The sequence below is a fragment of the Pseudomonas sp. Pmew2 genome (assembly GCF_058129885.1).
This window is the reverse complement of the sequence record NZ_CM176702.1, coordinates 1,513,067-1,538,992: the sequence shown is the minus strand read 5'-3', so window position 1 is coordinate 1,538,992 and position 25,926 is coordinate 1,513,067. Positions and strand designations below refer to the sequence as shown.

Sequence of the window (25,926 nt, the reverse complement as noted above, 5' to 3'; positions counted from 1 at the left end):
GCATTATCATGATGTTCCTTTTGACCGGCATTGGTACAGGCATTGCCGAATATTTTATTTCCAACACCCCCATTCTTGAAACAGCAATACCTTTCATTTTTCCCAATTGGGCTCTGTGGCTGTTTGTGTTCCTTCTGGCATCAATGTATGGCTACTTTTTCTTCAAGGCAGTGTACCAACTCACCAGCACGCCCCCCATCCGCTTCAACCGTCAGCGCCGCGAGGTGGCCTATGTCGCCAAGCATGGCCAACCGCCCCGGTTTATCCCTTGGGAAGAAATAATTGCCTGCGTCAGCAGCACAGTTGCAACGCAATACGGCACTCAGCAGAAATTCGCTCTGATGATCGGCTTCGTAGACGCCTCGGACGGCCAGGTGATGTGGCTCACGTTGCCTACTTCCACGCTTGGTATGGCAGTCAGCGAGTGGGAAGCGATCCGCGCCTACATGGAAGAAGGCCCGAGCGCCCTGCGAAAGTCCATGATGGGCACTGACCTAGAGGAAGGCACTGTGGAGTTTTTCCACATGTGTCGCCGTGACTACCTGCTTGACCACGGCTGCTTGCGCTACCTGTTCGGCTTTCTGCTGATCCAGTTTTTCAGCGGCTGGACTTTGCCCTGCCACGTCGCCAGTTGGGTCAAGCGACTGCCGAAAACGGCATTTCCAAAAGCAGTACAAGACTGGTCCAAACCCCTACCCCGCGAACAATGGCAAGCCCCCAGCGCCGAACTGATCGCGCAAAGCGAAGAAGTTCGCAAAATCCTGCGCAAGGGCATGAGTATCTTTGACTACTTTCTTGAGAAGGAAAGAAATCAGAACAAAACCGGTAGCTGATCGAGCCATGACCACAAGAAGCGCAATACGGTATCAGCCATGATCAATACAACGTATCCGCAATGCGTCCCGGCAAAGCCTTGTCATAGGCGTCACCGTCGATCTGCTCGGCCGAAACCGCTTTTAGTATTTGCCCGGCAGTCGGCAGCGTGCTGCGTTCGATATGCCGGGTTGCATCCCATAAACCGGACCTGATGGTTGCCCTGCTGCATTGGAAGTACACGCTGGTCACGAAGATGCGCAGCACTGACCTGGGCAGTTGGCCGTTCACCTCGAAACGCGACAACAGTTCGGGCTGAACCGATATCTGCGCTGTTCCGTTGACCCGCAAGGTCTCACCTACTCCTGGTACGAGGAACAGCAACGCGACGCGTGGGTCGCTGATGATATTGCGCAGGGTATCGATGCGGTTGTTGCCGCGCCGGTCAGGCAGATAAAGCGTCTTGCTGTCCTCGATATGCACGAAGCCCGCCTGATCACCACGCGGGGACGCATCAAGGCCGTCAGGCCCGGCAGAGGCCAGCACAACAAAGGGTGCCGACTCGATGAAGGGCCGGTAAACCGCGTGAATATGGTCAACTTCCTTGATCATGGAAGGAGGAGCAATCGGGCCATAGAGCGCTTCCAGCGTCTCGATTGTGGTCACGAGCGCGCTGTTTTCCGGGTTATCCATTGATGTGGCCTCTGCTGGGCATGTTGTCTGTGTGTGCTGTCAACTTCGACATGTGCAGCATAGGCAAAAATGCCGGGACCGGACCAGCCTCAGAGATTCGTAACAACGCATTACGTCAGAGCGGGCAAACGATAATCCCTCTTATTCAAACCGCACGAGGCTGATAAGCTTGCACGCCCCGATTTTCGCCTCGTTGCAGGATGTGTATGAGTACGCGGCTCCGTCTATCCCTCGCCTTGCTTACGACTCTGGCCGTGAGTGCATGCGATGACGCCCCGCGTTTCACTCATGCCGAGCCGGGAGAAGCCTTGTCCGGAGGCAGTGCGACGGTCAGGAAGAGCGATCAAAATGCCTTTTCCATGCCCTCGGCCAACTTGTCGCCCGTGCGGCGGCTGGACTTCAGTGTCGGCAACAGTTTTTTCCGCAGTCCGTGGGTGATTGCGCCATCGACCACGACCGCTCGCGACGGGCTTGGGCCGTTGTTCAACACCAACGCTTGCCAGAACTGCCACATCAAGGACGGTCGTGGTCATCCGCCAGAAACTGGCGACAGCAACGCCGTGTCGATGCTGGTCAGGCTGTCGATTCCTGATGACCCGGCCTACGCCGATCTTGTGCAGCGCAATGGCGTGCTGCCTGAGCCGACTTACGGTGGGCAGTTGCAGGACATGTCGAACCCCGGCGTGGCCCCCGAGGGCAAGGTGCGGGTCGAGTACGATGCGCTGGCGGTCGAGTTTCGCGATGGCACCTCAGTCGAGCTGCGCCAGCCGACCCTCCGAATCACCCAGTTGGGTTACGGACCAATGCACCCCGATACCCACATCTCGGCGCGCATAGCCCCGCCGATGATCGGGCTGGGGTTGCTTGAGGCGATTGCCGATGAAGCAATTCTTGCCAATGCCGACCCGGATGACAAGAACGCCGATGGCATATCGGGACGCCCAAACTGGGTCTGGGACGATGCACAGCAAAAAGTCGTCATGGGCCGATTCGGCTGGAAAGCCGGGCAACCCAACCTGAATCAGCAGAACGTGCACGCTTTTTCCGGCGACATGGGGCTGACTACCAGCCTGCGCCGCTTTGATGACTGCACGCCAGCCCAGACCGACTGCCTGGCAGCGCCCAACGGCAATGGCCCGAACGGCGAGCCGGAGGTCAGCGACAACATCCTGCGTCTGGTGGAGTTCTACACACGCAACCTGGGGGTTCCGGCACGCCGCAAGGTCGATGACCCTCGGGTGCTGGCGGGCAAGAATCTGTTTTTTCAGGCGGGTTGCCAGCAATGCCACACGCCCTCGTTCAAGACTCGTAGCGACGCCGTCGAACCTGAGCTGGCCAATCAGGATATTCGCCCTTACAGCGATTTGCTGCTGCACGACATGGGCGAAGGGCTGGCCGATAACCGTACCGAGTTCCAGGCCACTGGCCGCGAGTGGCGCACGCCCCCACTGTGGGGGCTGGGCCTGACCGGAACGGTGAGCGGGCACACCCAACTGTTGCACGATGGTCGCGCCCGCAATGTACTTGAGGCGATACTGTGGCATGGCGGCGAAGCCCAGGCAGCGCAGCGGCAGGTTCTTGCATTTGACGCGCAACAGCGTGAAGCGCTGTTGGCGTTTCTGAATTCGTTATGATTGCTCCCATTCCAGAATCGTCTCGTTCAACATTATTTTTTCAAAATCATCTTTCGAAAATAAAATAAGGAGCCGGACATGTTCCGACCCAAGTTGTTGCTGACCAGCCTTGCGGCGCTTGCATTGGGTGCCTGCTCGCCATCCGACCCTCAGGCGGTCACGTCCGCAGCCATTGCCAGACAGGTAATCCTGCCGACCTACAGCCGTTGGGTCGATGCTGATCGTCAGTTGGCAACCAGCGCACTGGCGTTCTGTCAGGGCAAGACTGATCTGGCCACAGCACGCGCCGACTTTCTCAAGGCGCAGAAGACCTGGGCCGAGCTGCAACCGCTGCTGATCGGCCCTCTGGCCGAGGGCAATCGCGCCTGGCAAATACAGTTCTGGCCAGACAAGAAGAACCTGGTTGGCCGGCAGGTCGAGCAACTGGTGACGGCACAGCCGCAGATCACTGCTCAGGAGCTGTCCAAGGCCAGCGTCGTGGTGCAAGGTTTGTCCGCTTACGAATACATTCTGTTCGACGCGGAAATCGACATGGCCAATACCGAACAGAAAGCCCGCTACTGCCCGCTGCTGATGGCAATCGGCGAGCGTCAAAAGCAGCTTGCCGAGGAAATCCTCAGCAGCTGGAACAGTACCGACGGCATGCTTGCGCAACTGAGCAAATTCCCCAACCAGCGCTACGCCGATTCTCATGAAGCCATCGCCGAACTGCTGCGGGTTCAGGTCACGGCCCTCGACAGTCTGAAGAAGAAACTGGGCACGCCACTGGGTCGCCAGAGCAAGGGCCAGCCGCAACCCTTCCAGGCAGATGCATGGCGCAGCAAATCGTCGCTCAGCAGCCTGGAAGCCAGCCTGATCAGCGCCGAAACGGTCTGGACCGGTGTCGACAACAAGGGCCTGCGCAGCTTGCTGCCAGCCGAGCAGAAACCGCTGGCTGACAAAATCGATGCGGCCTACGCTACCAGCCGCAAATTACTGTCGGAACTCAAGCCGCCACTCGCCGACCTGCTGGCCACCGAAACAGGACGTCAGCAACTCAATGCGTTCTACGACAGCCTCAATGCGGTGCACCGCCTGCACGAAGGCGAGCTGGCCAAGGCATTGGGCATACAGTTGGGCTTCAACGCCAACGACGGCGATTGATCAAGAGGTACACGTGATGTTGCGACGTCAGGCCATGGCCCTCGGCAGTCTCTTGCTCAGCGCTTTCACGCTGGGCGGCTGGACGCTGTTCAGGCAAAAAGACGCACCCCCTCTGCTGCTCTCCGCTCGCGACGATGGCGAAGGCAAACACTACGCGGTGGGTTTCCATCTCGACGGAACGCAGGTATTTGCCACCCAGGTGGGCCAGCGCTGCCACGACATCATCAATCATCCCGACCTGCCGATTGCAGTGTTCATCGCACGTCGTCCAGGTACTGAAAGCTATCTGATCGATTTGCGCGATGGCCGCTTGCTGCAAACCATCGCTTCGCAGCCGAATCGACACTTCTATGGTCATGCGGTGATTCACCGCGATGGCGAATGGCTATATGCGACGGAAAACGACACCCTTGACCCAGGCCGAGGGCTACTGGGCGTCTATCGATTCGTTGATCAGCGACTGGTGCACTCGGCTGAAATTCCTACGCACGGTATCGGTCCGCATCAGGTTTCGTGGATGCCGGATGGCGAAACGCTGGTAGTCGCGAACGGCGGTATTCGCACCGAAGCGGAAAGCCGGGTAGAGATGAACCTGAATGCCATGCAGCCCAGCCTGGTGATCATGCAGCGTGACGGTACATTGCTGAGCAAGGAGACTCTTTCCCAGCAGATGAACAGCGTGCGTCACATGGGCATCGCCAGCGACGGCACCATCGTGGCAGGCCAGCAGTTCATGGGCGACAGCCACGAAGTAGCCGAGTTGCTGGCAATCAAACGGCCGGGGCAGCCCTTTCAGGCCTTTCCGGTGGCAGAAGAACAACTGCGGGCGATGGCTCATTACACTGCAAGCGTTGCAGTGCACAGTGATCTGCGCCTGGTAGCCCTGACAGCGCCGCGTGGCAACCGGTTCTTTATCTGGGATCTGGACAGCGGTGCATTGAAGCTGGATGCGCCGCTACCGGACTGCGCAGGCGTGGGTGCGGTAGCCGATGGGTTTGTCGTGACTTCGGGCCAAGGGCGTTGCCGCTTCTATGATTGTCGCAAAGCGCAACTGCTGGCCAAACCGCTGGACCTGCCAGCAGGGCTGTGGGACAACCACCTTCATCTGGCTCAAGCAGGATAGTCAGAAGTCAGGCAGCAAAGCGCCTCAGTTCCTGACCCCAGCCCCTTGCGCCAGGCTGTACATGAACAGCAACAGGTCATGATCAGGCTGCACGCTCACCAGACTCTTGGCCACACGCGGCAACGGGCAATATCCCTCGCCGTGCTGTGTCGTGAGTATCTGGGTAGACGGTTGTTCAAGCGCTGCCACTGCGACGGTGGCAATTGCCAATGCACCGAAGATAAACAGACCTCTTGCCATTTCTAGCTTCATGACTCTAAACCTTTGATAGAGCTGCCAAACGCTGCTTGATAAAAGTAGATCAACTTTTGCCAGTCTGCAGCGCTGAATGACGAATGGCGTCGTAGCTGTTTCATATCATGCTGGGCCGCCCCTTGCGCTGTCAGGCGGCGCCGGCCTTTTTCGAGGTCCAGCAAGGCAACCTCGACTTTGGCATCCGGCCCCTCACCGGTCACACGTACAAATATGTGCTTGATATACAGGCAGCTATGCTGCCAGCGGCCAAGGTGCATGCGGGCCAGGGTGGCCGCCACTTCCTTGAGCACGAGCTCATAGAACAGCTCGCCATGCCGCTCGCGTCCTCCGCCAGCCTGCCACTTTTCTATCTCTTCGAAACCTTCCAGCGCAACCGTGACCAGCAATGCCCGCCAGGCATTGTCCTCGCCACGCTCGGCACCACAAAACACCACTTCCGGCACGACTACGCCAAGCTTGCGCAGACCTTCAAGCGCTTCACGCTCACGCAATACAGTCGGTCGCCCCAAAGGGTGCAGCAAACTGCGGTATATATGCCCTGTCTGACGCTTGGCATAAAGCGTTTGCCCGTTGTCCATCGTGAGCCGCTGTACACCACTTTCTCCACCTCGACGGGAATTGGGTTCTTCAACCCATTCGCCGTGCTGACTCCAGAAATGGTTGAACTCATCCTGCACCGAGTTCACAACTGGCTCTTTCAAGGACTGCAAACCCATCTGTTTACCTTTTACGTAAGACGTAGACACGCCACATGGCGTACATCGGCAGAAAATCCATCCGGTTCTGGATACGAAATCCTGCCTGTTCAAATTCGGATTCTGCGGTAGCAACCGGTAACACAAAACGATTCTGGTAACTTTCCTGCCCGTTTTTCTGCAGGCGCTGTTTCTCAAGGCGTGCACGCTTCCATGCTTTGAAATTGCCATCGACCCACAATGAGACAATCACACTGTCACGGGTTACGCGCTGGAACTCACGCAATAGAGCCATCCGGTCGCTTGATTGGCCGACATGGTGCAGCAGGCGCATGCAGAAGATGCTGTCTACTGCGTTATCAGGCAGGTCGATGTCAAAGGCAGATGTCTGCAAAGGTTGTACCCTTTTTACAACTTCTGCCGGCTGTGATGCACAAGCGGTACTGAGCATGTCTGCGGAGTTGTCAGCACCGATGATCGAGCGGTTCGGTTTCTCGGCCAACAATGGCCAGAAACGCCCCGCACCGCAAGGCAGGTCCAGCACCAGGCCAGGGTCACCGGCTAGGTGAAGCGCTTTTCTCGCCAGTTGTTCATCGCGATGATGCGACAACTTGCGCCAAAGACCGTCCTGATGCTTTTCAAGGTACTGACGAGCATGCGACTTTTCGTACTTGCGGGAAAACTCGAGTTCTATACGGTCGCTCATGGGAGCCGCTCCTGACGTTGATGCGGGCCAAACTAAAGGCACCGCTGTCACTGTCAGGTCATCTGAATGTGAAAATATTGTTACCTTTGTACTTCAGATGTTTCGAGATTTTACAGAGAGTTAAACGCCAAGTGTGACTCATCGACGAAGTGCGGTCGATTTACCGCCACACACTGAGGTGGATTTGCTCAAAATGAACGTCAGGTTTTGTTCAGGTTCAGTGTCACTTCGAACCGGCAACCGTGCGGCTCCATGGGCGTGAGATCGACGCTCCATCCCTGGTTGGCGCAGATGCGCTGCACCAGTGACAAACCAAGGCCCAGGCCTTCCCCGCGCTGCTCATTGCCACGCACAAATGGCTCGAACATGGCCTCGCGTTTTTCCTCTGGAATACCGACGCCACTGTCTTCCACGGTGAAACTTTCGGCGTGCAGGGTCAGCGCAATGAATCCGTAATCGGTGTAGTGCAGCGCGTTGCGCAGCAAGTTGCCCATCACGGCATGGAGGAAGGTCGCGTTGTAACGAATTTCGGACAGCTGGTCATCGGCAGGTGGCGTGTAGGTCAGTTGCAGCCCCTTGCCTTCTATTGGATCACGCCATTGAGAGATCAACTGTTCAGCCACCCCGACCAGCGTGGCCTTGGGCGTCATGGCCGGATCCTCACGCTGTGTGCGGGCGAGCATGAGGAACGTTTGCACCAGATCACGCATCTCCTCGCAGGCGCGGCCAATACGCTCGACCTGACGACGCCCTCGCAGGTCGAGCGCAGGGTTTTCCAGCAGCAGCTCGCAGGAGCTGGCCAGCACCATCAACGGGGTGCGCAACTCATGACTCACGTCACTGGTGAACATGCGTTCACGAATCAACGCTTGCCTCAGACGCCCCAGCGTTGCATCGAACGCCACCGCCAGCTCGCCGACCTCATCAGCGGCGTAGTCAGGCGCCAGTGGCGGTGCCAGCCCCAGCAACTGGTCACGGTGACGAACCTGCCTGGCCAAACGCACTACCGGCGCCATCACCCGGCGGGCCAATACCCAGCCGAGAAATACCGCCAGTGCCAACGCCAGAACAAAACCAACCAGCACGACCGCGAACAGGACCCGCTCACGCTCTTCAAAATCGCTCTGATCCTGAAGCAGAGCGTAATGCCGACCGTCCACCACCTCGATCATGGCGTGGTACGACAGTGGCCCACGGAAGACCTCATGAAAACCGGGTTCAAGGTGCCGAAGGTCTTTGGGCAGATCGAAATCGCCCGGACCGTTGCTGAAGTAGAACAACTGATCGGGCTTGGGCCGGTGGCTCCAGTCACTGACACTGTCCATCAGCATCAGGCGATTAAGATCGCCGCCGAGGCCGGCAGAAATCAGTTTTTCTTCGACCAGATGGACCGTGGAGATGATTCCGATGGCGAAAGACCCGGCGACCAGTGCGCTCATCAATGCAAAGGCAATTATGATCCGTTGGGCAAGACTCTGTTTAAACTCCATCCCGGCCCTCGGCCAAGCGATAGCCCACACCGTGCACGGTCTGCAACAGCGGTTTGCCGAACGGTTTGTCGATCACCTGACGCAACTGATGCACATGGCTGCGCAGGCTGTCGCTGTCCGGGCAGTCGTCGCCCCACAGAGCCTCTTCCAGAATCTCGCGGCGCAATACATGCGGGCTTTTCTGCATCAGGACGGCGAGCAGTTTGAGCCCGACCGGGTTGAGCTTGAGCATCCGGCCTTCACGCGTAACCTCAAGGGTGTCGAGGTCATAGACCAGATCGGCCACCTGCAAGGTACGCCGTCCGCCGCCCTGGGCACGGCGCAACACCGCTTCGATGCGCGCGGCCAGTTCGGACAGGGCGAACGGCTTGAGCAGGTAGTCATCAGCGCCAGAGCGGAAGCCTTGCAGACGGTCGTCCAGTTGATCGCGTGCGGTCAGCATGATGACCGGGGTATCACGACGGGCATCTTCGCGCAGACGCTTGCACAGCGTGTAGCCGTCGATGCCCGGCAGCATGATGTCGAGGACAATCAGGTCATAGTGCTCGGTGGCTGCCAGGTGCAGTCCTGAGAGGCCATCCTGAGCGCAGTCGACGGTATAGCCTTTCATGCCCAGGTAATCGGCCATGTTCGCCAGGATGTCGCGGTTGTCTTCAACCAGAAGAATTCGCATAACGCACTCTCATATGCAGTTTGGGCTGGCGCAGCTTAAGACGAAGTGAGCTTCAGGGCCAGCGCCGATATGGTATGACGATTTTTTCACCTATGATTTACAAAGCACATGACACACTTTGAGACAAACCGTCGCACACAATGAACGCGGCATGCCTTTCACCGATCTGGATTCGATATGTCGAAAACCGTCGCCCCACCCTACTCTCGCCCAATCAATCCGTGGATTTATCTGGGTATCCCCGCTGTTGTCGCGCTGATCCTCGTACTCCTTGAGCTGACTTCGCTGGACATGGACATCGCCAGGCTTGCCTTCGATCCCGTCAGTGGGCAATTCATTGGCAGGCACAGCTATTTTCTGGAAGACGTCCTTCACGACCGCGCCAAACAACTGGTGATGGTTTTCGGCGTACTGGCCATGATCGGCTTTGCTGCGTCGTTCAAGGTAGAACGTCTGATCCCCTGGCGCAGAGAACTGGGTTGTCTGGTGTTGTCCATGGCGCTTTCAACCGCCTTCGTGACGCCAGTAAAAGTGATAACCTCGGTGCAATGCCCCTGGAGCCTCACCGAGTTCGGCGGCCAGGAAACCTACAGCGAATTGTTGAGCCCGCGCCCTGCCACCGACAAGCCAGGGCGTTGCTGGCCAGGTGGTCATGCAGCCACCGGTTTTACCCTGTTTGCCCTGTTCTTCGCCTTGCGCGACCGCCGCCCGAGAATGGCGAAAATGGGGCTGGCCCTGGCCTTCGGTTTGGGAACAGTGTTCTCTATCGGCCGAATGCTGCAAGGCGCGCACTTCTTTTCCCATAACATCTGGACTGCAGTGTTTTGCTGGTTGATCTGTCTGGGGGTTTACTACTTTGTACTTTACCGCCCCGAACCCAAGGGCCTCGATAACAGCAAAGTACAACCGACGCACTGATTGATCCGGAACAGCAAGACAAAAAAACCCCGCACAAGGCGGGGTTCTTTATGGGTGTGGCTTTTCGGGGTAAAGCCGGCTTACATCATGCCGCCCATACCACCCATGCCGCCCATGTCCGGCATGCCGCCGCCTGCTGGCTTGTCTTCAGGCACGTCAGCGATCATCGCTTCGGTGGTGATCATCAAGCTGGCGATGGAGGACGCCGCCTGCAGAGCAGAGCGAGTCACTTTGGCCGGGTCCAGGATACCCATTTCAATCATGTCGCCGTATTCGCCGGAAGCAGCGTTGTAACCGAAGTTACCCGAACCCTGCTTGACCTTGTCGACAACAACGCTTGGCTCGTCACCGGAGTTGGCAACGATCTGGCGCAGAGGTGCTTCAACGGCGCGACGCAGCAGAGCAATACCGACGTCCTGATCAGCGTTGTCGCCTTTCAGACCTTCGATAGCTTGCAGGGAGCGAACCAGTGCTACGCCACCGCCAGGTACCACGCCTTCTTCGACGGCTGCGCGGGTTGCGTGCAGGGCGTCTTCAACGCGGGCTTTCTTCTCTTTCATTTCAACTTCGGAACCGGCACCGACCTTGATCACTGCAACGCCGCCAGACAGCTTGGCCAGACGCTCTTGCAGTTTTTCCTTGTCGTAGTCCGAGCTGGTGTCGCCGATTTGCTGACGGATCTGGGAGATACGCGAGTCGATATCGGTTTTGACGCCAGCACCATCGATGATGGTGGTGTTTTCTTTGTTCAGGATGACGCGCTTGGCATTACCCAGGTGTTCCAGGGTAGTGGTTTCCAGGCTCAGGCCGATCTCTTCGGAGATAACGGTACCGCCGGTCAGAACAGCGATGTCCTGCAGCATGGCCTTGCGACGATCGCCGAAACCTGGAGCCTTGACAGCTGCAACTTTCACGATACCGCGCATGTTGTTGACAACCAGAGTTGCCAGCGCTTCGCCTTCAACGTCTTCAGCGACGATCAGCAGAGGACGGCCAGCCTTGGCGACTGCTTCCAGAACCGGCAGCATTTCGCGAATGTTGGAGATCTTCTTGTCGACCAGCAACAGCAGCGGGCTGTCCAGCTCGGCAACCATGGTGTCTGGCTTGTTGATGAAGTACGGAGACAGGTAACCGCGGTCAAACTGCATGCCTTCTACAACAGACAGCTCGTTTTCCAGGCCCGAACCTTCTTCAACGGTGATAACGCCGTCTTTGGTCACTTTTTCCATGGCTTCGGCAATGATGTCGCCGATGGAGTGATCAGAGTTGGCCGAAATGGTGCCGACCTGAGCAATTGCCTTGGTGTCGGTGCAAGGCTTGGACAGCTTCTTCAGCTCTGCAACGATGGCGATGGTCGCCTTGTCGATGCCGCGCTTGAGGTCCATCGGGTTCATGCCGGCAGCGACAGCCTTCAGGCCTTCGTTGACGATAGCCTGAGCCAGAACGGTAGCGGTGGTAGTACCGTCACCGGCGTCATCGTTGGCACGGGAGGCAACGTCTTTGACCAGCTGCGCGCCCATGTTTTCGAAACGGTCTTTAAGCTCGATTTCCTTGGCAACCGACACACCGTCTTTGGTGATCAGCGGAGCGCCAAAGCTTTTCTCGATGATAACGTTACGGCCTTTAGGGCCCAGGGTCGCTTTAACTGCGTCAGCCAGGACGTTTACACCGGCGAGCATTTTTTTGCGGCCAGAATCGCCGAATTTAACTTCTTTAGCAGCCATGATCATTATTCCTTGAATACTTTGTAGTAACGGAAATCAGCGGGAGCACTCAGCCTTCGACGACAGCAAGAATCTCGTTCTCGCTCATCACCAGCAGGTCTTCGCCGTCTCCTTTCACTGTGTTGCTGCCGGAATAAGGGCCGAACACAACCTTGTCACCCACTTTCACAGCCAGCGCACGTACTTCGCCGTTGTCCAGCACGCGGCCGGTACCCACAGCAACGATCTCGCCGCGGTTAGGCTTTTCAGCAGCCGAACCTGGCAGAACGATACCGCCGGCAGTTTTCGTTTCTTCTTCACTGCGACGGATTACGACGCGGTCATGCAGAGGACGAAGCTTCATTGTCGATCTCCTGATTATGTTTGTTTGATCGTCCGGTGAGTGCACCGGCCGGTTTAAATCCGGACTTGCCGGTTACGGTTCGACGCGCGAACCGCAGAATACGGTCTGGCCTTCATGCCAGAAACCTTGCGGTGACCCATACATAAGGGCGAGCAAAGTGATTACAAGTCTTGGGCAAAAAAATTTTACAGCCCAATTGCCACCCCAAAACGAGCGCGGCACCCGAAGGTGCCGCGCTGCCGGGGGTGTAACGGCTACTTGTCGCGATGTTCGAACTCGCCTTCGATCACATCCGGCTCGCGGGTCGGCTGGTGAATGGCATTCGGGCGATGGCTGGCAGGTCCCTGATTGGCCTGAGTCTGCAGATCATCGGCGAAGGCGCGCTGACGCATAGCCTGATCCTCTGCACGGCGACGAACCTTGTTGATCAGCAAACGACGAGTAATCGGCAGCAGACAGATCACACCCAGAATGTCACTGATGAAGCCGGGCAACAGCAGTAGACCGCCACCGACGGCGACCATCAGGCCTTCAAGCATTTCCTGGGCAGGCAGCTCGCCACGCGCCAGGCTTTCGCGCGCACGCAGCGCCGTGGCAAAACCGGCTACCCGCATGACGAACAAGCCGAGCATGGACGTCGCGACGACCAGCAAGAAGGTCCAGAGAAAGCCGATGGACATCCCGACACGAACCAGCAGAAACAGCTCAAGTACCGGGAATAATAAAAACAGCAGCAAAAAAACACGCATCAAATGAGTTCCTCAAGGGAAGAATGCCTTCCGAGTAGACCGTATGTGATGTCAGAAGGTCGTTAATTCAAGCTCCCTGCGCTTGGGTAACAGCTCAATTATGCGCATAAGTCAGCTGAACCTGGGCTTCACAAACGTGTATCGGTGTATTTCAGGGCTGGGTGGCAGAGGCGAGACGAACGGGCGAAAACAGCCTATAACGTGCTCTGGCTATGGCATAAGCACTCGCATCAAGCCAGTGATGCCATGGAAACGATCAACTGTGATTGGGCACGCACATGGAATTGAAAGACAAGCTGATAATTATCACCGGCGGATGCCAGGGGCTAGGCAGAGCCATGGCCGAATATCTGGCTGGCAAGGGCGCGAACCTGGCACTGCTGGACCTGAATCAGGACAAACTTGATCAGGCCGTCGTAGCCTGTGAGGCGCTCGGGGTCAAGGCTCGCGCCTATCTATGCAATGTCGCCAATGAAGAACAGGTCGTCGACACGGTCAATAAGGTCGCCGAGGATTTCGGGGCCATTCATGGCCTGGTCAACAACGCCGGTATTTTGCGTGACGGCCTGCTGGTCAAGGTCAAGGATGGCGTGATGACCAAACTGAGCCTGGCGCAATGGCAATCGGTGATTGACGTCAATCTGACCGGCGTATTCCTCTGCACGCGCGAGGTGGCGGCGAAAATGATCGAGCAGAAGAGCCAGGGCGCGATCATCAATATCTCGTCGATTTCACGGGCGGGGAATATCGGACAAACCAACTACTCGGCAGCCAAGGCCGGCGTTGCCGCCGCGACCGTTACCTGGGCAAGGGAACTGGCACGCTACGGAATCCGCGTGGCGGGCGTGGCACCTGGGTTCATTGAAACCGAAATGACCGGCAGCATGCGCCCCGAAGCACTTGAGAAAATGACCTCGGCCATCCCGCTCAAGCGTATGGGCAAGCCCGACGAAATCGCCCACTCGGTGGCTTACATTCTTGAAAACGATTATTTCAGTGGCCGCATACTGGAGCTGGACGGCGCGATGAGAATCTAGTCAACGCATCCTGGCAGAACGATGCACACGGTGTGCATCGCTCGCCACATTGTTTACCAGCTCACACCGAAACCGGCGGTGTAGCGGGTCTTGTCCACGTCGCCGTTATCCGAGCCACTGATGATGTTTTTCTCGGCTTTCAGGTTAAGCGACGCCCAGTCGGTAACCTTGTAGCGCAGCCCGGCTTCGACATCCATGGAGTAATCGGCAACGCCGCTTAACGGTTTGCCCAGCTCGCCGTTGCTAAAGAACTCGAACTTCTTGCCGATCAGGTAGCGGTTGTAATCCCAGGTACCTGCGACCGAATAGAAGTTTTCCTTCTGGCCATTGGAGAATTCGAAATCTGTGCGGTTAAGCAGCGCACCGACCTTGAAGGCTCCCAGCTCGTCATCCCACAGCTGGTAACCAGGACCTGTACCGACAACACGCTGACGCGACAGGTCTTCGATCTTGTCGCGCTTGTAGGTGACACGAGCATCCCAGAAGAATTTCTCGGTCAGGAAGCGATCCAGCGAGTATTCGGCGCTCCAGTTGTCGGTGCCGACCACATCATCGGTCGTTTCGCGGTTGTAATCGCCTTTGGCGTTATGGCGCCATTGGCCGTGACGCGCCGAAGTCTTGAAGGCAATGTTGTAGTCATTGGTGTCGTTTTCTGCCTGCTGGAAATCCAGCGCCGCATCGATATTGCCTTTCCAGACAAGATCAGTGATAACCGGCTTGGGCTTGATGATCTGATGAATGCTTGCCAGTTCGACGGTCTTGGGTGCATCGCCATTAGCCAGCACGACCTTGCCATCATCGGCAGCCTGCAACGACTTGGAGACTTCGCCTGTGTGCTCATCCTGCTTTACCAGCAGTGGCTGATCGCTTTGCAGGGTTTTGACCTGCTTCCAGTCCAACGGAATAGCGCCGCCGTATTCGGTCTGCAATAGCAGCTTGCCACCGTCGAACACTTTGATTGTGCCAGTCAGCCTATCACCGTTCTTCAACCAGACAGTGTCGGCAAGCAATGGAGTGGAAACAGTAGTAATTGCGAGGCACAGCAGGGTTCTGGACAACATAAGCGGTAATCAGGCTCTGTTTGGCGGGAAGGCGGGCATCATCCTGCAGAAAAACATCAAGGCGATCTCAATCCATGGAGCGCCGGACACGGTGGTAACAGACAGCAGCGATCGACCAAAGTTCCGCGAACGACAATCAATATCGTTTTATACAGGATAAACGCGTGACCGACCCGGACTTGACACTTCTTTACCCTGGCGAGCCGTCAGCTGCCGAAATGCGACGTACGGCCCTCTACCTGACGATGGCGCAAATACCGGAGGGCAAAGTGGTCGCCTACGGTCAACTGGCTGAACTGGCAGGGCTGGGCAAAGCTGCGCGCTGGGTGGGCCGTACATTGAGTCAGTTGCCGGACGGCTCTTCCCTGCCCTGGCATCGGGTGTTGGGGGCCGGCGGTCGGCTCAGCCTGCCCGCTGGCAGTGTGTCCGGTGACGAACAGCGAGCCCGTTTACGCGCCGAGGGCGTTACCATTCGGAATAATCGGGTGGATATGCAGCGCCATGGCTGGCGTCCCCTATAGCACAGCGGTTAGAGTGCGCCCTTTGTTTTCGTAACCTGAGGCAGATTCCAGCCCATGCCCCGTAAAACCTGGCGCGCCGCGCTCGCCGCATATGCCAGCCCGTCGACATTAGTGTTACTGCTGCTCGGATTCGCTGCGGGCATGCCTTATATGCTGGTCTTTTCGACCTTATCCGTGTGGTTGCGCGAAGCCGGTGTTGCTCGCGAGACCATCGGCTATGCGAGCCTGATCGGTCTTGCCTACGCCTTTAAATGGGTCTGGTCGCCCTTACTCGACCAATGGCGCCTGCCGTTTCTGGGCAAGCTGGGGCGGCGGCGCTCCTGGTTGGTGCTTGCACAGAGCCTGGTGATTCTCGGCCTGATCGGTATGGGTTTCTGCGATCCGCAGAAGCATTTGTCCTGGCTGATCGCAATTGCCGTAGTAGTGGCCTTCGCCTCCGCAACGCAAGACATCGCCATCGACGCCTATCGCCTTGAAATCGCCCAGGACACCCAGCAGGCCGCCCTCGCCGCCAGCTATATGTCCGGCTATCGGGTGGCCGCACTGTTGGCGACCGCGGGCGCGCTGTACTTCGCTGAAGGTTTCGGCTCAACAGGCTTTGCCTACAAGCATTCGGCGTGGACCGGCACCTATGTGCTGTTTGGCCTGCTGATGCTGCCAGCGCTGGTCACTACGCTGATCATGCGCGAGCCACCCGTACCGTTGCGCACCCAACTGTCGGCAGCGCGCTATGGTTTTACCCACCAGTTGGCCTCGGTGTTCGTGCTCATTGTGCTGCTGGTTTCAGTACCGGCAATGTTTACCCAGCTTTACAACACCGACTTCGCCAGCGTGCTGTTCAACGGCACCAGCTGGATGGACCTGTTGCTGGAAGACCGGGCTTTCCTGCGCGCCATTCTCTACACGCTTCTGACCTTCGCCTGTCTGTCGTCAATGGGTCGTCGCGGGCTGGCACCGGTGCTTACGCCGATCAACGACTTCATCATGCGTTATCGCTGGCAGGCCCTGCTGTTACTGGGCCTGATTGCGACCTATCGAATGTCGGACACGGTGATGGGCGTCATGGCCAACGTGTTCTACATCGACCAGGGCTTCACCAAGGACCAGATCGCCAGTGTCAGCAAGATCTTCGGCCTGATCATGACCCTGCTGGGCGCTGGTGCCGGTGGTCTGCTGATCGTACGCTTCGGTATCATGCCGATCCTGTTCATCGGCGGCTTCACCTCGGCAGCGACCAACATCCTGTTCCTGTTGCTGGCGGACATGGGCCCGAACGTGAAGATGCTGATCCTGACCATCTCACTGGACAACCTCAGCTCAGGGCTGGCGACATCAGCGTTTGTCGCCTACCTGTCGAGCCTCACCAACCTTAAGTTTTCCGCCACTCAATACGCACTGCTCAGCTCAATCATGCTGCTGTTGCCGCGTTTGCTGGGCGGTTATTCCGGCGTGGTGGTGGAGAAATTCGGTTATCACAATTTCTTCCTGATCACCGCTTTACTGGGCATTCCAACGCTGGTGATGATCATCCTGCAATGGAGCCGCGAGATACGCACCGCGAAGGCCGAGGCACCGACAGCAGTTTCAGAGATTGAGAAGCCCTGATCGCCGGATCACTCATCAAGGAAAAAAAGTGGACACCGAAAACCAAACACGCCCTTTCAACCCCATCCCACTGATTCTTATCAGCCTGGGGATCTGGCTACCCATCATCGGCACTCTGCTGACATATTATCTGTCGCGAGACGCTGATGGCCTGTCCGGATCAATGGCCTTGGGCAGTGCGGTAGTCCTACTCGCGCAGGTGGAAATCTTCGCGATCATCTTTCTGCTGATTTATGCGTTCGCCGTAAAGCCATGGAGACTGTCCAGAAAGATACGCACAGTGTTCTCCATCAACGCAGTAGCCGCCACTGTCGCGGGCATCGGCATTATCATCACGCTGGCCAATATAAGCCTGCAGTAATCGCCGAATAAAAAAGCCCCGACTCTCACGAGCCAGGGCTTTGTCTTACCGCACAAACCACTATTCCTGAACCACCCGAACAATCCGTTGCGGCAATGGAATCTCGATGCCTGCGTCCTTCAAGCGGTCGCGCGCTTCGATGTTGAACATCGACGTCACGTCGCCCATATCGCCACTGCTGGTCCAGACACGCAGGGACAAGGTAATTGCGTTCTCCCCCAGCGCTGCCACCACGGCCTGTGGGGCCGGGTCCTTGAGTACGCGTGGGTCGTCTGCCATGTCCAGCAGGACCTGCAATGCTTTTCTCAAATCCGCATCGTGGCTGACGCCGATATCGAAGGTGATCTTGCGGGTTGGCTGACGGTTGGTGTTGGTGATGATGCCGTTGGACAGGTTGCCGTTGGGAATGATCACCGTACGGTTGTCGCCGGTGCGCAGCACGGTGTGGAAGATCTGGATGTTGTCGACAGTTCCCGACACACCCTGGGCTTCGATCCAGTCACCGATGCGAAACGGACGGAACAACAGAATCAGCACACCACCCGCGAAGTTCGCCAGGCTGCCTTGTAATGCCAGACCAATCGCCAGGCCGGCAGCACCGATAGCGGCCACGAACGAGGTAGTTTCGACGCCGATCATCGACGCGACGCTGACCACCAGCAGGATTTTCAGAATGATGTTCGCCAGGTTGCTGACGAAGCCCTGCAAGGCCAGGTCGGCGTGTCGCAAGGCCAGCAACGCGCCCAGTTTTCCGGTCAGCCGGTTGATCAGCCACCAGCCCACACACAGCGTTACGACTGCCAGCAGCAAGCGGCTGCCGTACTCCATGATCATCGGAATCCAGGCCTGTGACGCTTGCCACAGATGACCGACTTCTGCGTTTAAATCCATCGTTATCTCCTTACCCGCCATGAACTGCCATCGAAACCACGGCGGCCTGCCGTCATTTCAATGCTCAAGGCGATTCGGACTGGCCGGGGGACGCAGGGTTCCCCGGCTTTCAGTGCAAATAAATATTAGTCGCGGAAGTTGTTGAATTGCAGCGGCATGCCCGAATCATAGGCACGCAGCGCTGCGATCGCTTCTTGCAGGTCGTCGCGCTTCTTGCCGGTAACCCGCACTTGCTCGCCCTGAATGGCGGCCTGGACCTTGAGTTTGGCCTCTTTGATATGGGCGACGATTTTTTTCGCCAGTTCCTTGTCGATGCCTTCGCGCAGGGTGACTTCCTGCTTCATCAGTTTACCCGAAGCGTAGGCATCCTTGATCTCGAGGCATTTTGCGTCGATCTTGCGTTTGACCAGCGCCAGCTTGAGGATTTCGATCATGGCCTCCAGCTGAAAGTCTGCTTCTGCGGTCAGCGTGACAGTCAGTTCCTTGAACTCGAAAGTACCTTTGCCTTTGAGGTCGTAGCGACGGTCCAGCTCTTTGATGGCATTGTCGACGGCATTCGTGACTTCGTGTTTATCCAATTCGGACACTACGTCGAACGAGGGCATGTATGTTCTCCAGATAAACGGCGTGCGCACGATTCGGGCACGCGTGACTTGACGGTTTGAAAGAACGCTCATTATAACGAGACTTTTCCTGCATTCACTGTGAGCCTTTCATGCACATCCTTGTTTTCACCTTCAGCAGACCGCTTCAACGCCTTAACGTGCCTCACTGATGGGGGTGACATGGCATGTTCTCGGCGCGGGAAGTCTGGGCACTCTGTGGGCGGCGCGACTGGCGCGCGCAGGTCTGCCGGTGCGGTTGATTCTTCGCAATGCTGAACGGCTGGCGGCGTATAACACCAGTGGCGGTAGCGTGACACTGGTCGAAAACGATATCGCCTACACGTACTCGGCCGAAGCACAGACCGCCGAACATCACCAACCCATCGAGCGGCTGCTGGTCGCCTGCAAGGCCTACGACGCTGAGCAGGCTGTTGCGCAGTTGGCACCGCATCTGGCGGCACATGCCGACGTCATCCTGCTACAAAACGGCCTGGGCAGTCAGGACGCTGTGGCTGCAAGAATCCCCCACATCCGCTGCGTGTTCGCCTCCAGCACTGAAGGCGCGTTTCTGGAGTCGGACTGGCGTGTCAGGTTCGCTGGCCACGGCTTCAACTGGCTTGGCGATGTATCGAACCCGACGGCACCCGCACTTCTGCAGGACTTGCACGCCAGTGGCATTCCCCACGAATGGACACCGGACATCCTGACGCGGCTGTGGCGCAAGCTGGCCCTGAACTGCGCGATCAACCCGCTGACGGTCCTGCACGACTGCCGTAATGGTGGCCTGCTCGAGCACGCCTGCGAGGTCGCAACACTGTGCGCCGAGCTGAGCGATTTGCTGGGCCGCTGCGGCCAGCCAGCGGCAGCGCATGACTTGCATGCTGAAGTGCTGCGGGTCATTCATGCGACCGCCGCCAATTACTCATCCATGTATCAGGACGTGCTTCACGGGCGACGCACCGAAATCAGCTACCTGCTGGGTTACACGTGTGCGGCAGCCATGCGTCATCGCTGTCCGGCAGCACACCTGCAGCAATTGCAGACACGTCTGACAGCCCATCTGGCACACAAGGGTTTGCGTACTGACTAGCGCGCGCTACCCTGCTCGCATCACACGTCACTGCGACCTTCCCAATGCCTTTGCGCCAACGCCTGGAAAACCTGCCGGTAGGTCAGAAACTGCTGGCCGCCCTGCTGGTCCTGATGACCACCGTGCTGCTGGTTGCGAACCTGACCTTCATCAGCGCGGCTTATTACATCTCTCAGGAAGCGATGGCCCCGCAGGCCCTGCAGACCATTGGCCGTCTGATCAGCAGCGCCAATCTCAACGAGCGCGCCTTGAACTCGCCTGCCGATGCGCGTGCCTTGCTCAAGGAACTCAAAAGCTACGGCCCGCTACGTGCAGCGGCCATATACGACAACGACGGAGAGCGACTTGAGCAGATGCAACAGGGCGAGGGCCTGCAACTGCCCAGGCACTACAAGGACCTCGAAAGCTGGCGGCTTACCGAGTTTCGCAGCACGCAGGTCATTACCGTACCGAAAGGCGACGAACCGCCCGGGCACATGTTACTGGTTGCCAGCAGCGAGCTGCCTCCCGCGTTCTACACCGGCACACTGACCGCGAGTCTGGGCATTCTGGTGTTCAGCGTGTTGCTGTGGCTGGTGGTGGCCCGGCAGATCCGGCGCTTGATCACAGAGCCCATTTATCAGTTGGAAGAACTGTCGCGGCAGGTCACCCGCGAAGAAAACTACGCACTGCGCGCAGAGCCCGGCAACGAGGATGAAATCGGCAGTCTGGCCGAGGCATTCAATACCATGCTGTCGCGTATCGAAGCGCGTGAGCAACAACTCAAGCGCGCTCGAGATGACTCCCAGGAAGCTTACGATCAAGCACAGGGGCTGGCCGAGGAAACCCGCCACACCAACCGCAAACTGGAACTGGAAGTCCAGGTGCGCAGCAAGATCGAGAAGAAGCTCACCGGCTTTCAGAACTACCTCAACAGCATCATTGATTCGATGCCCTCGGCGATGATCGCGCTGGACGAGCAGCTGTACGTCACCCAGTGGAATCAGGAGGCGACAGCGCTGTCCGGAACCACGCTGGACGAAGCGTTGAACCAGCCGATCTTTCTGGCCTTCGAGCCGATGCGCTCGTTTCTGCCGCAAATCAAGCACACCGTCGAGCGCCACAGCGTGACCAAGATCGAGCGCGTGACCTGGATCAAAAACGACGAGTCGCGCCACTATGCGCTGACGTTCTACCCGCTGACCGGCGATGCCGGGCGTGGCGTGGTGATCCGTATCGATGACATCACCCAGCGTATATCGCTGGAAGAAATGATGGTGCAGTCGGAGAAGATGTTGTCTGTCGGCGGTCTGGCAGCGGGCATGGCCCACGAGATCAACAACCCGTTGGGCGCCATTCTGCACAATGTGCAGAACATCAGGCGGCGTCTGTCCCCGGAACTGCCGAAGAACATTGAGCAGGCCGAAGCCGACGGTATCAATCTGGCGCAGGTCAATCATTACCTGGAAAGCCGCGAAGTACCAAAACTGCTCGATGGCATCCAGCAAGCGGGTGCCAGGGCAGCAAAGATTGTCAGCCACATGCTCAATTTCAGCCGCTTGAGCAGTCGTCAGCTGTCAGCCTGCGACTTACCGGCATTGATCGATCAGGCAGTGGAAATTGCCAGCAACGATTTTGACCTTACCGTCGGTTTCGACTTCAAGGGCCAGCACATCATCCGTCAGTTCGACCCGGAACTGGGTCCGGTACCGTGCATCGCCAACGAACTGGAGCAGGTGCTGCTGAACCTGCTGAAGAACGCCGCCCAGGCCATTCACCAGCGCCCGGAGAGCGAGGAGCCTGGACGCATCATCCTGCGTACCCGTCTCAACCCGCCCTGGGCCGAAATTCAGGTGGAGGACAACGGCATCGGCATGTCCGAAAACGTCCGAAAACGTACTTTCGAACCGTTCTTTACCACCAAGGAAATCGGCCAGGGCACCGGGCTGGGTCTGTCGGTGTCGTATTTCATTGTTACCAATAATCATAAAGGCCAGATGGAGGTGCATTCCTCTCTCGGCACAGGCACCTGCTTTACGCTGCGTCTACCGCTGGTGGCCAACCAGGTAAGCGTTCAGCAGCAGGTTATTTCCAAGTCTTGATCAGGAATCGCAGCAATGGGCTTTCGTTTGTCGAAGATTTACACACGCACCGGTGATGCCGGAGAGACCGGTCTGGGCGACGGTCGACGGGTGTCCAAGGATCATCCGCGCGTCGAGGCCATTGGCGAGGTCGATACGCTCAACAGCCAGCTCGGCCTGTTGCTGGCCGGGCTGATCGATGAGGCCAAAAGCGTGCCGGCTCTCAACGAAGTGATCGAGGTGCTCGCGCCTTGCCAGCATCGGCTGTTCGATCTGGGGGGCGAACTGGCAATGCCGACTTACAAAGCGCTGAAGGACGCTGAGGTTGAGCGGCTGGAAGCGGCAATCGATGTGTGGAATGAAGAGCTGGGGCCGTTGGAAAATTTCATCTTGCCAGGCGGATCATCACTGATCGCTCAAGCGCACATCTGCCGCAGCCTGGCGCGCAGTGCCGAACGCCGTTGCCAGCATTTGAATGCGGTCGAGCCACTGGAAGGCGCCGGGCTGGCGTATATCAACAGGCTGTCGGATTTGTTGTTCGTCGCAGCTCGGTTGATCGCCAGAAGACAGGGCATCGCGGAAATACTCTGGCAGCCCGCGCCCAAGCCGGTTTGATGAGCATCCGAATGGCTGCGCGGCGCAGATTTGTGACGCGGAGCGTTTTCACGTTGAAGCGTAGGGGCATTTGTGGGGAGCGGACCGGGCGACGCTTCGCGGACAAGTCCGCTCCCACGGCCTTCGGCCATAGTCAAAAGCGGACGTGTATAACGATGAGTGCTCTGGGTCAGCTGTGCGACTCAGACGATTTCGTCAGGCCAGAACGCGCGGATCCCGGCCACGCCCTGTGCGCCGCTTTCCCAGGCCTGCTGACGCTCGGAAGGGCCAACGCCGCCCAGCAGAAAAACCGGTTTGTTAAAGCCTGCAATCAGTTGCGCCGCCTGCTGCCAGCCCAGCGGCTGTGCATCGGGATGAGTCAGGGTGGGCTGAACCGGTGACAGGGTGACGAAATCCACGCCCATCTGCTCTGCCAGGGCCAGCTCTTCGGCGTTATGGCACGACGCCGCCAGCCAGCGGTTCTCAGGGAACGGACGTCCACGACTGGCGTACTTGCGCAGTTGCTCCGCCGTCAGGTGCCAACCGGCGGACGGAAAGTCGCCCAGCCACTCCAGAGGCCCTTTGAGCATGAGCTGCGCCTTGCCGGCACACAGCCCGGCCGCATCCACGGCCAGGTCACGGTACTTGGGGTCGTAACCACCCGGCGCACGCAACTGGACCAGTTTGATGCCGCCTGCGATGGCTTTCTGCATACCGCGCAACAGCTCGATATTGTCCAGCCCGTCAGGCGTGATCAGATACTCGCCGGGCAAACGTGCCGCTGCAACAATTGGCTGGTTGGCGGCCGGAAAGTCGTAGTCAGGCAGCTCTCGCGGAGCCGCCCAGACCAGTGGCTGCCCTTCAGCACCATGCGGCTCGCCGGTAAATGCCGAAACTTCCCAGACATCCAGCAATACCTGCTTGTCCGCATAATCGTGACCGACCTTGATCAACGGACGCGCTGCCGTGACCTGAATCCCCAACTCTTCCTGAAGCTCACGTGCGAGTGCGGCCTGAACGGTCTCACCCTCTTCGACCTTGCCACCGGGAAACTCCCAGAGGCCACCTTGATGCTGAGTGTCGGCACGTCGGGCAATCAATACACTGCCGTCAGCGCCACGAATGACGGCGGCAGCCACATGAACTCGTTTCACGATCAGGACTCCTGCAGGCCTGCCTGCTGCCAGCGCTTGAAGGCGGGCCACTGGTAGATGGTTTCGATATACGCCAGTGCCTCTGCTGGCAACTGGACGTGATAGCCGCGCAGACGAATAGCCACCGGTGCGAAGAACGCATCAGCAATGCTCGGCTTGCCAAACAGAAAAGGACCACTTTCGGCAGCAGCAGCGCGACATTCGGCCCACAGCTCGACGATACGGTCGATATCGTTCTGGGTATCAACGGTGATCACTTCCAGCGCCTTATCCTGACGCAGGTCCATTGGCATGTTCGAGCGCAGATTGACGAAACCGCTGTGCATCTGCGCACACGCCGAACGGGCCTGGGCACGGGCAGCGATATCACGCGGCCACAGCTCGACGTCCGGGAAGCGCTCGACCAGATATTCACAGATCGCCAGCGAATCGATGATCGTGCCGTGCTCACACTGAAGCGCAGGCACCTTGCCGGTCGGCGAATACTTGAGAATATTCTCGCGGGTGTCCGGCAGGTTCAGGCGGATGACCTGATCGGTGAACGCAGCACCGGTCATTTCCAGCACCAGCCAGGGACGCAGCGACCAGGAGGAATAGCGTTTGTCGCCGATAATCAGATGCAGGCTCATGGTTCAGCTCCATTGAGCCCGGCGCGAGGGCAGGATGCCCGCGCGCCGGGCATTGAATCAAGTGCGATATTCCGCGTTGATCTTCACGTATTCGTGAGAAAGGTCGGTGGTCCAGATGGTTTCGCTGCAATCACCGCGACCCAGCTCGATACGAATGGTGATCTCTTCTTCAGCCATTACCGCCGAGCCCTGCTCTTCGGTGTAGGTCGTGGCGCGGCAGCCCTGGCTGGCAATGCATACGCCGCCGAGGAATACGTCGATCTTGCTCACGTCCAGGTCCGGCACGCCAGCGCGGCCGACAGCCGCCAGAATACGTCCCCAGTTCGGATCGGAGGCGAACAGCGCGGTCTTGATCAGCGGCGAGTGGGCCACGGCATAACCGACATCCAGGCACTCCTGATGATTGCCGCCACCGTTGACTTCTACCGTCACGAACTTGGTCGCACCTTCGCCATCACGCACGATGGCCTGAGCGACATCCATGCACACGTCGAACACGGCTTTCTTCAACGCGTCGAACAACGGGCCCTTGGCCTCGGTGATCTCGGGCAGATCAGCCTGACCGGTGGCAATCAGCATGCAGCAATCGTTGGTCGAGGTATCGCCATCGATAGTGATGCGATTGAAGGATTTGTTGGCTCCGTCGCGAATCAGGTCCTGCAGTACGCTCTGCGACACTTTGGCGTCGGTAGCGATGTAGCCAAGCATGGTCGCCATGTTCGGGCGAATCATGCCTGCGCCTTTGCTGATGCCGGTTACTGTAATGGTTACGCCATCGTGGGTGAACTGACGGCTCGCGCCTTTGGGCAGGGTGTCGGTGGTCATGATGCCGGTCGCCGCAGCGGCCCAGTTATCCACAGACAGATCATCAAGCGCGGCTTGCAGCGCGCCTTCGATTTTTTCCACAGGCAACGGCTCGCCGATCACGCCCGTTGAGTAAGGCAGCACTGCTGATGCATCGACGCCGGTCAGTTGCGCCAGCTTTTCGCAAGTACGTCGCGCAGAAACCAGACCTGGTTCGCCCGTGCCCGCGTTGGCATTGCCGGTGTTGGTCAGCAAATAACGCACCGTCCCCTGAACACGCTGTTTGGCCAGAATGACCGGCGCGGCGCAGAACGCATTCAAGGTGAATACACCGGCAACGCTGGAGCCTTCGGCACAGCGCATGACCACAACATCCTTGCGCCCCGGGCGTTTGATGCCGGCAGAAGAAATGCCAAGTTCAAAACCGGGAACCGGGTGCAACGCAGGCAAAGGACCAAGACCAACAGCCATCGGGGTGCTCCTCAAGGAGTATGGCGCCGTCCGCATCGGTACGGCGATCAATGAAAAAACGCCGCGACGGGCAAGCCGGTCGCG

Annotated in this window: 27 protein-coding genes; 12 read left to right on the top strand and 15 right to left on the bottom strand. The window is 58.1% G+C overall.

Translation table 11 applies throughout. From position 1 onward, the window contains the following. Positions 1-143 precede the first annotated feature (143 nt). Positions 144-833 (top strand): DUF6708 domain-containing protein, encoded by a 690-nt coding sequence (locus AC4ANK_RS07100; protein WP_306102558.1) that lies wholly within the window; start codon positions 144-146, stop codon positions 831-833. Positions 834-876: 43 nt separating this feature from the next. Here AC4ANK_RS07100 and AC4ANK_RS07095 read toward each other — a convergent pair whose 3' ends face one another. Continuing rightward, entirely contained in the window at positions 877-1,506 is a 630-nt protein-coding gene (locus AC4ANK_RS07095) for a pyridoxamine 5'-phosphate oxidase family protein (RefSeq protein WP_002555012.1), read from the bottom strand. A 206-nt stretch (positions 1,507-1,712) separates the two neighbouring features. On the opposite strand from AC4ANK_RS07095, the gene AC4ANK_RS07090 reads away from it, so the two are divergent. The 3 genes from AC4ANK_RS07090 to AC4ANK_RS07080 all read left to right on the top strand — a co-directional run bounded on the left by AC4ANK_RS07090 (position 1,713) and on the right by AC4ANK_RS07080 (position 5,406). Beyond that, entirely contained in the window at positions 1,713-3,140 is a 1,428-nt protein-coding gene (locus AC4ANK_RS07090) for a di-heme oxidoreductase family protein (RefSeq protein ID WP_002555013.1), read from the top strand. A gap of 78 nt (positions 3,141-3,218) precedes the next feature. Continuing rightward, positions 3,219-4,283 (top strand): imelysin family protein, encoded by a 1,065-nt coding sequence (locus AC4ANK_RS07085; RefSeq protein ID WP_031594997.1) that lies wholly within the window; start codon positions 3,219-3,221, stop codon positions 4,281-4,283. A gap of 16 nt (positions 4,284-4,299) precedes the next feature. Continuing rightward, on the top strand, positions 4,300-5,406 hold the full coding sequence (locus AC4ANK_RS07080; protein WP_002555015.1) for a DUF1513 domain-containing protein: 1,107 nt from the start codon (positions 4,300-4,302) through the stop codon (positions 5,404-5,406). Between the two features lie 24 nt (positions 5,407-5,430). Here the strand turns inward: AC4ANK_RS07080 and AC4ANK_RS07075 are convergent, their stop codons facing one another. The 5 genes from AC4ANK_RS07075 to colR form a co-directional block, all read right to left on the bottom strand. Beyond that, positions 5,431-5,658, bottom strand: a complete 228-nt coding sequence (locus tag AC4ANK_RS07075) for a hypothetical protein (protein WP_002555016.1) — start codon at positions 5,656-5,658, stop codon at positions 5,431-5,433. Continuing rightward, the gene (locus AC4ANK_RS07070; protein ID WP_002555017.1) at positions 5,655-6,377 is read right to left on the bottom strand and encodes a lipopolysaccharide kinase InaA family protein; all 723 of its coding nucleotides are present in this window, start codon (positions 6,375-6,377) and stop codon (positions 5,655-5,657) included. Before AC4ANK_RS07070 ends, AC4ANK_RS07075 begins: the two co-directional genes overlap by 4 nt. A gap of 4 nt (positions 6,378-6,381) precedes the next feature. After that, positions 6,382-7,062 (bottom strand): class I SAM-dependent methyltransferase, encoded by a 681-nt coding sequence (locus AC4ANK_RS07065; protein WP_460383291.1) that lies wholly within the window; start codon positions 7,060-7,062, stop codon positions 6,382-6,384. Positions 7,063-7,262: 200 nt separating this feature from the next. Further along, on the bottom strand, positions 7,263-8,552 hold the full coding sequence (locus tag AC4ANK_RS07060; protein ID WP_002555019.1) for a sensor histidine kinase: 1,290 nt from the start codon (positions 8,550-8,552) through the stop codon (positions 7,263-7,265). Further along, a complete protein-coding gene (gene colR, locus AC4ANK_RS07055; protein ID WP_002555020.1) occupies positions 8,542-9,225 on the bottom strand; it encodes a two-component system response regulator ColR in 684 nt (227 codons plus the stop codon). Before colR ends, AC4ANK_RS07060 begins: the two co-directional genes overlap by 11 nt. A 177-nt stretch (positions 9,226-9,402) precedes the next feature. Here colR and AC4ANK_RS07050 point away from each other — a divergent pair, with 177 nt between their 5' ends. Further along, positions 9,403-10,143, top strand: coding sequence for a phosphatase PAP2 family protein (locus AC4ANK_RS07050; RefSeq protein ID WP_460383294.1), 741 nt, complete (start codon positions 9,403-9,405; stop codon positions 10,141-10,143). A gap of 80 nt (positions 10,144-10,223) precedes the next feature. Here the strand turns inward: AC4ANK_RS07050 and groL are convergent, their stop codons facing one another. The 3 genes from groL to AC4ANK_RS07035 all read right to left on the bottom strand — a co-directional run bounded on the left by groL (position 10,224) and on the right by AC4ANK_RS07035 (position 12,959). Then, the gene (gene groL, locus AC4ANK_RS07045) at positions 10,224-11,867 is read right to left on the bottom strand and encodes a chaperonin GroEL (RefSeq protein ID WP_002555022.1); all 1,644 of its coding nucleotides are present in this window, start codon (positions 11,865-11,867) and stop codon (positions 10,224-10,226) included. A 49-nt stretch (positions 11,868-11,916) separates the two neighbouring features. Further along, positions 11,917-12,210, bottom strand: coding sequence for a co-chaperone GroES (locus tag AC4ANK_RS07040; protein WP_002555023.1), 294 nt, complete (start codon positions 12,208-12,210; stop codon positions 11,917-11,919). 254 nt (positions 12,211-12,464) lie between these two features. After that, complete coding sequence (locus AC4ANK_RS07035; protein WP_002555024.1) at positions 12,465-12,959, bottom strand: FxsA family protein; 495 nt, start codon at positions 12,957-12,959, stop codon at positions 12,465-12,467. A 278-nt stretch (positions 12,960-13,237) separates the two neighbouring features. Between AC4ANK_RS07035 and AC4ANK_RS07030 the strand changes: the two genes are divergently transcribed. Then, positions 13,238-13,996: an SDR family oxidoreductase gene (locus tag AC4ANK_RS07030; protein WP_002555025.1), complete on the top strand. Its 759-nt coding sequence runs from the start codon at positions 13,238-13,240 to the stop codon at positions 13,994-13,996. 53 nt (positions 13,997-14,049) lie between these two features. Here the strand turns inward: AC4ANK_RS07030 and AC4ANK_RS07025 are convergent, their stop codons facing one another. After that, positions 14,050-15,057, bottom strand: a complete 1,008-nt coding sequence (locus tag AC4ANK_RS07025; RefSeq protein WP_002555026.1) for a DUF481 domain-containing protein — start codon at positions 15,055-15,057, stop codon at positions 14,050-14,052. A gap of 164 nt (positions 15,058-15,221) precedes the next feature. Here AC4ANK_RS07025 and AC4ANK_RS07020 point away from each other — a divergent pair, with 164 nt between their 5' ends. Genes AC4ANK_RS07020 through AC4ANK_RS07010 form a run of 3 tightly spaced genes read left to right on the top strand, consistent with a single transcriptional unit; the run spans position 15,222 to position 17,544 of the window. After that, positions 15,222-15,578, top strand: coding sequence for an MGMT family protein (locus tag AC4ANK_RS07020; protein WP_002555027.1), 357 nt, complete (start codon positions 15,222-15,224; stop codon positions 15,576-15,578). Between the two features lie 54 nt (positions 15,579-15,632). Next, the gene (locus tag AC4ANK_RS07015; protein WP_002555028.1) at positions 15,633-17,183 is read left to right on the top strand and encodes an AmpG family muropeptide MFS transporter; all 1,551 of its coding nucleotides are present in this window, start codon (positions 15,633-15,635) and stop codon (positions 17,181-17,183) included. A gap of 28 nt (positions 17,184-17,211) precedes the next feature. Continuing rightward, positions 17,212-17,544, top strand: a complete 333-nt coding sequence (locus AC4ANK_RS07010; RefSeq protein WP_002555029.1) for a hypothetical protein — start codon at positions 17,212-17,214, stop codon at positions 17,542-17,544. A 60-nt stretch (positions 17,545-17,604) separates the two neighbouring features. Here the strand turns inward: AC4ANK_RS07010 and AC4ANK_RS07005 are convergent, their stop codons facing one another. Beyond that, positions 17,605-18,435, bottom strand: coding sequence for a mechanosensitive ion channel family protein (locus AC4ANK_RS07005; RefSeq protein ID WP_003363993.1), 831 nt, complete (start codon positions 18,433-18,435; stop codon positions 17,605-17,607). 125 nt (positions 18,436-18,560) lie between these two features. Continuing rightward, on the bottom strand, positions 18,561-19,040 hold the full coding sequence (locus tag AC4ANK_RS07000; RefSeq protein ID WP_002555031.1) for a YajQ family cyclic di-GMP-binding protein: 480 nt from the start codon (positions 19,038-19,040) through the stop codon (positions 18,561-18,563). Between the two features lie 169 nt (positions 19,041-19,209). Here AC4ANK_RS07000 and AC4ANK_RS06995 point away from each other — a divergent pair, with 169 nt between their 5' ends. The 3 genes from AC4ANK_RS06995 to AC4ANK_RS06985 are packed head-to-tail and all read left to right on the top strand — an operon-like array spanning position 19,210 to position 22,805. Then, positions 19,210-20,130 carry a putative 2-dehydropantoate 2-reductase gene (locus tag AC4ANK_RS06995; protein WP_002555032.1) on the top strand — a complete coding sequence of 307 codons (921 nt, stop codon included), beginning with the start codon at positions 19,210-19,212 and terminating at the stop codon, positions 20,128-20,130. A gap of 44 nt (positions 20,131-20,174) precedes the next feature. Then, positions 20,175-22,211 carry a sensor histidine kinase gene (locus AC4ANK_RS06990; RefSeq protein ID WP_002555033.1) on the top strand — a complete coding sequence of 679 codons (2,037 nt, stop codon included), beginning with the start codon at positions 20,175-20,177 and terminating at the stop codon, positions 22,209-22,211. 15 nt (positions 22,212-22,226) lie between these two features. Continuing rightward, positions 22,227-22,805, top strand: coding sequence for a cob(I)yrinic acid a,c-diamide adenosyltransferase (locus AC4ANK_RS06985; protein ID WP_002555034.1), 579 nt, complete (start codon positions 22,227-22,229; stop codon positions 22,803-22,805). Between the two features lie 182 nt (positions 22,806-22,987). Here the strand turns inward: AC4ANK_RS06985 and AC4ANK_RS06980 are convergent, their stop codons facing one another. From AC4ANK_RS06980 to argJ, 3 genes are read right to left on the bottom strand one after another with little or no spacing between them, the layout of a single operon-like run. Further along, positions 22,988-23,938: a Nudix family hydrolase gene (locus AC4ANK_RS06980; RefSeq protein ID WP_002555035.1), complete on the bottom strand. Its 951-nt coding sequence runs from the start codon at positions 23,936-23,938 to the stop codon at positions 22,988-22,990. Between the two features lie 2 nt (positions 23,939-23,940). Beyond that, entirely contained in the window at positions 23,941-24,567 is a 627-nt protein-coding gene (locus AC4ANK_RS06975; RefSeq protein WP_002555036.1) for a glutathione S-transferase family protein, read from the bottom strand. A 57-nt stretch (positions 24,568-24,624) separates the two neighbouring features. Continuing rightward, complete coding sequence (gene argJ, locus AC4ANK_RS06970) at positions 24,625-25,842, bottom strand: bifunctional glutamate N-acetyltransferase/amino-acid acetyltransferase ArgJ (RefSeq protein WP_002555037.1); 1,218 nt, start codon at positions 25,840-25,842, stop codon at positions 24,625-24,627. Between the last annotated feature and the right edge of the window lie 84 nt (positions 25,843-25,926).